4 protein-coding genes and 1 pseudogene are annotated in these 4,079 nt (G+C 62.8%); 3 read left to right on the top strand and 2 right to left on the bottom strand.

Going from position 1 to position 4,079, the window contains the following annotated elements; translation table 11 throughout:
* The 3 genes and pseudogenes from HX846_RS10705 to HX846_RS10715 all read left to right on the top strand — a co-directional run.
* A pseudogene (locus HX846_RS10705) lies at positions 1 to 546 on the top strand (dolichyl-phosphate-mannose--protein mannosyltransferase); the annotation flags it as partial.
* A 67-nt stretch (positions 547 to 613) separates the two neighbouring features.
* Complete coding sequence (locus tag HX846_RS10710) at positions 614 to 1,375, top strand: M15 family metallopeptidase (protein ID WP_372241977.1); 762 nt, start codon at positions 614 to 616, stop codon at positions 1,373 to 1,375.
* 83 nt (positions 1,376 to 1,458) lie between these two features.
* Positions 1,459 to 2,181, top strand: a complete 723-nt coding sequence (locus HX846_RS10715) for a L,D-transpeptidase (protein ID WP_003210282.1) — start codon at positions 1,459 to 1,461, stop codon at positions 2,179 to 2,181.
* Here HX846_RS10715 and HX846_RS10720 read toward each other — a convergent pair.
* Together HX846_RS10720 and HX846_RS10725 are read right to left on the bottom strand one after the other, a co-directional pair.
* Positions 2,148 to 3,008, bottom strand: coding sequence for an alpha/beta fold hydrolase (locus tag HX846_RS10720; RefSeq protein WP_178965365.1), 861 nt, complete (start codon positions 3,006 to 3,008; stop codon positions 2,148 to 2,150). The genes HX846_RS10715 and HX846_RS10720 overlap by 34 nt on opposite strands.
* 305 nt (positions 3,009 to 3,313) lie before the next feature.
* Positions 3,314 to 4,079 (bottom strand): ATP-binding cassette domain-containing protein (locus tag HX846_RS10725; RefSeq protein WP_178965366.1); only part of this gene is annotated, 766 nt, incomplete at its 5' end.

The raw sequence follows: 4,079 nt of genomic DNA on the forward strand, positions 1-4,079 counted from the left end.
CCGTTCGCGCAGTTGCTGGCGGCGTGGTGGGTCAGTGAGCGTATCGCCCGCAAAGGCACGGTCGGCCGGGGTTGGTACCGTGGGTTCGGCATCGCTGCCGGGGTGATGCTGTTGGTACTCGGGGTGGTGTATCCGTGGACCAATGGCAATGGCGGCGTGACCCGTTTCGCCGAGGACGTTCAAGCGCAAGCAGTGAAAAGCGCGCCATGGAACGCGTGGCAGATGGTGATGGTGGAAGTCGACAACAAGGTACCGATGTACCTGCAAAATCACGGGACGCCGTTCTACTACGTTGCCGAAACCCAGGACTTCCCGCGCCAGGGCGACAGTGCGGCGTTCATGGCCTGGCTGGAAAAAACCAGCGGCCGCACCTTTGATCCCAAGCGCACAATTATTGTCGCGCAGTCCACCAAGGATGACCCGACGCCGCTGGCCTACCTGGGCAACGATCATCAGGTCATCACTACCCAGCCGGACAACGGTGAACGGTTGTTCCACAAGCGTGACGGTGGCAGCGTGGCATTTGTGCCCAACGCCGCGCCGTAGCACTGGCGGCATGGGGCGGGCATTGCTAGTGTGGCGCGCTTAAGCCACCGTCCGAGCCCGGCCGCCCATGCCCTACTCTTTCCCCGCAGTTGCCGCCCTTAGCCTCCTGGTGCTCGCCGCGCCGGCAGCGGCAGACACGCCGATGCCGGCCAACATGGTTTACCTGCGCAGCCTCGACCCGAGCATCGCCCAGGACATTCGCTACGCCAGCCCCCACAACTTCACCGGAGCGCCGCTGGACGGCTACAACGCAGCCGAATGCGTGCTGTCTGCCGACGCGGCAAAGGCACTGGTACGGGTCCAGGCCGAGTTGGCCAGGCAGGGTTACGGCTTGAAGGTCTTCGACTGCTATCGTCCCAGCCGTGCCGTGGCGAACATGGGCCGCTTCGCCAGCCTGCCGGGGGATCCGGCCAAGGCCGAGTTCTACCCCCGGGTGAACAAGCAGGATTTCTGGCGCCTGGGCTACGTGGCCAAGGTTTCCAACCACTCCCGGGGCGCGGCAGTGGACGTGACCCTGACCGGTCCCGATGCGCGGCCAGCCCAGGCCTGGAGCGCCGACACCGCGGCGGTGGATTGCGCCGCCGGTTACGGTCGACGCTTGCCCGATGGCGGCCTGGACATGGGCACCGGTTTTGATTGCTTCGACGAAATGGCCCACACCAACAGCCCCCACATCAGCCAGGCGGCACGCCAGAATCGCCAACGGTTGAGCGCTGCGATGGCCAAGGAAGGCTTTACCGGTTATGCCGGCGAATGGTGGCACTTCACCTACAGCCGCAATCCGGTGCGGGCCGAGCCGATGGACTTCCCTATCGAACCGCTGCGGTAACATCACAACACAGCTTCAGCTTGATAAAGCCCGGGGCAAAAACTAGCGTTTGAGGTTTCCCTCTTTTCAAGGACTGAACGCCGTTGAACACGCTCATCAAAACCTGCGCGGCGCTGCTGACGCTGCTTTCAAACGTGGCACTCGCGCAAATCCCCGAGACCAGCCGGCAACTGATCGTGGTCACCACCCCGGGCTGGAACGCCCTCCAGGGCACCGCACAACGCTATGAGCGGCACGGGCAAGGCTTTCAGAAAGTCGGCGAACCCTTTGCCATCGTGGTCGGTAAAAACGGCATGGCGTGGGGCACCGGCCTTACGACACCCACCCCCGACCAGCAGCCCCTCAAGCATGAAGGCGATGGCAAGGCCCCGGCCGGCATCTTCAAACTCGGCGGTGCCTTCGGCTACGCTCCCACCGCTGACACCCGCTTGCCTTACGCGGCCAGTACCGCCACCCGCGAATGCGTGGATGACAGCCAGTCCAGCCATTACAACACCCTGGTGGACAGCTCGGCGGTGAACAAGGACTGGACCAGTTCCGAGCGGATGCTGCGCAAGGACCAGCTGTACCGCCAGGGGATTTTTGTCGAGCACAACACACCGGCTTTGGCCAACGGCGGCTCGTGTATTTTCCTGCATATCTGGCGCAGCGTCAGTTCGGGAACATTGGGCTGCACGGCGATGGACCCGGTGAATATCCAGGCGTTGTTTGCCTGGCTGGACCCGCGAGAAAACCCGCTGCTGGTGCAACTGCCCGCCGCGCAGTACGACCTCTACCGTGAGCGCTGGAAACTGCCGTCCCGCTGAGCTGACAGCAGGCGCTGAAATGCGGCCAATACCTCATCGGGTTTTTCCAGCATGAGTTGGTGGCCGCATTCGGGCAACAACTGATACTCGGCATTGGGCAAATGCCGGGCGAGTGCTTCGCCGCCGCTGGCCGGGGTCAGGCCGTCGGTGTCGCCGGCCAGCACACTCACGGGCAGGGTCAGGGTGAGCAGTGCATTGGCGTCTGGCCATTGGACGTTTTTCATCAGGGCCTTGAACATGTACAGCGGGTTGCGCTCGGTGAGTTTTTCTTCGTAGGCGACCAGTGCGGGGTCGGCTTTGGCGTTCCATGCGGCCTGGCGGAAACCTTTGGCCAGCAGTGGGCGCAGCCATTCCAGGAGCCATGCGGGTAGACGCATCAGGCCGCCGCTCCGGCTGATGCTGTGGAGTCGGGTGCCCAGCAGCAATACGGCTTCGATGGGGATCGCGGGTTTGGCCAGCAAGGCGCTCAGGGTCAGGCCAGTGCCGAAGGAGTGGGCGACGATGAGGTTGCGGGAGCCGCCGTAGCGCCTGAGGATTTCCAGGTAGTCGGCGACCAGTTCGGGCCAGGCGTAAGCCTCGGGGTTGCGGGGTTTTACGCTGGCGCCGTGGCCGAGCAGGTCCCAGGCGACCAGACTGTAGCCTTGGGTTTTCAGGGATTGCCATTGGTGGCGCCACTGGTCCTTGTTGCCGCCGGCGCCGTGGCAGAAGAACACTACCGTGTCGGGTTGGGTGGTGCCCGCGTGATGGGTGATGCTCAGGTGACGGTTGGGGCGGATTTCCAGTGGTTGGCCCTGGATCACTGGCAGTTCGGTGAAAGAGGTCGGCATGGAGGTTTCTCAATAAGTGAAAGGATTGAGTGTGGTGTAGCAACAGCAAAATCAAAGGTGGACACGATCCAAATGTGGGAGCGGGCTTGCTCGCGAAGGTCGTTAACGATAACGCGAACATCCTGATTCAACGCGGCGCTCTCAGGTTCTTCGCGAGCAAGCCCGCTCCCACATAAAGCGGCTCTGCTTTTGCTCTAACACTCAGGTCGCCTTTGCCGCTTTTGCAATGTGACTCGCTGTAAGAGCGAAACCATAGGTGGCCGTTAGCTGAATAACGGATATGCCCCCAACCCCAACAACCCAAGTCAGATGGCCTCAGCCATCAACAACTGCCGCGTATACGGATGCCGCGCATCAGCAAACAGCGCCGCCGTCTCCCCCTGCTCCACCACCCTCCCCTGACGCATCACCGCAATCCGGTCGCACAACCGCGCAGCCACCCGCAAGTCATGAGTAATAAACACAATGCTCAACCTGAACCGCCGCTGCAGCGACTCCAGCAACTCCAGAATCTGCACCTGGATCAGCGCATCAAGCGCCGACACACACTCATCAGCGATCAACACCTTAGGCTCCACCGCCAACGCCCGGGAGATCCCTATGCGCTGCCGCTGCCCCCCGGAAAACTCATGAGGAAACCGCTCAAACGCCGCTGCCGGCAACCCCACCAACCCCAGCAACTCACGGGCCCGCCGCTCGGCATCCGCCTTGGAAACCCCCTGCACCAAAGGCCCAGTCATAACAATCTGCCCCACCGTCTGCCGCGGATTGAGCGACGCAAACGGATCCTGGAAAATCATCTGCACATCACTGCGCAACGCTCGCAGCCGCCCTTCAGACAACCCCGCGACCTCCCGCCCCAACCACTCGATCCGCCCGCTGTCAGCACGCAGCAAACGCACCAGGCACCGACCCAGGGTCGACTTGCCCGACCCCGACTCTCCCACAATCCCCAACGTCTCGCCTTCACGTAATTGCAGCTGAACCGCATCCAACGCCTGAGTCGTACGCCGCCCCCACCAACCGCTGCGGCTGCGGAACACCTTGCCCAGCGCTTCGGCCTTCAGCACC

This window comes from Pseudomonas sp. K5002 (assembly GCF_013386655.1).
Taxonomy (GTDB): domain Bacteria; phylum Pseudomonadota; class Gammaproteobacteria; order Pseudomonadales; family Pseudomonadaceae; genus Aquipseudomonas.

Bases quoted from the DNA above. Each gene is read 5' to 3' on its own strand.
- HX846_RS10710 (WP_372241977.1), top strand. From the start codon at position 614: ATGCCCTACTCTTTCCCCGCAGTTGCCGCCCTTAGCCTCCTGGTGCTC.
- HX846_RS10720 (WP_178965365.1), bottom strand. From the start codon at position 3,008: ATGCCGACCTCTTTCACCGAACTGCCAGTGATCCAGGGCCAACCACTG.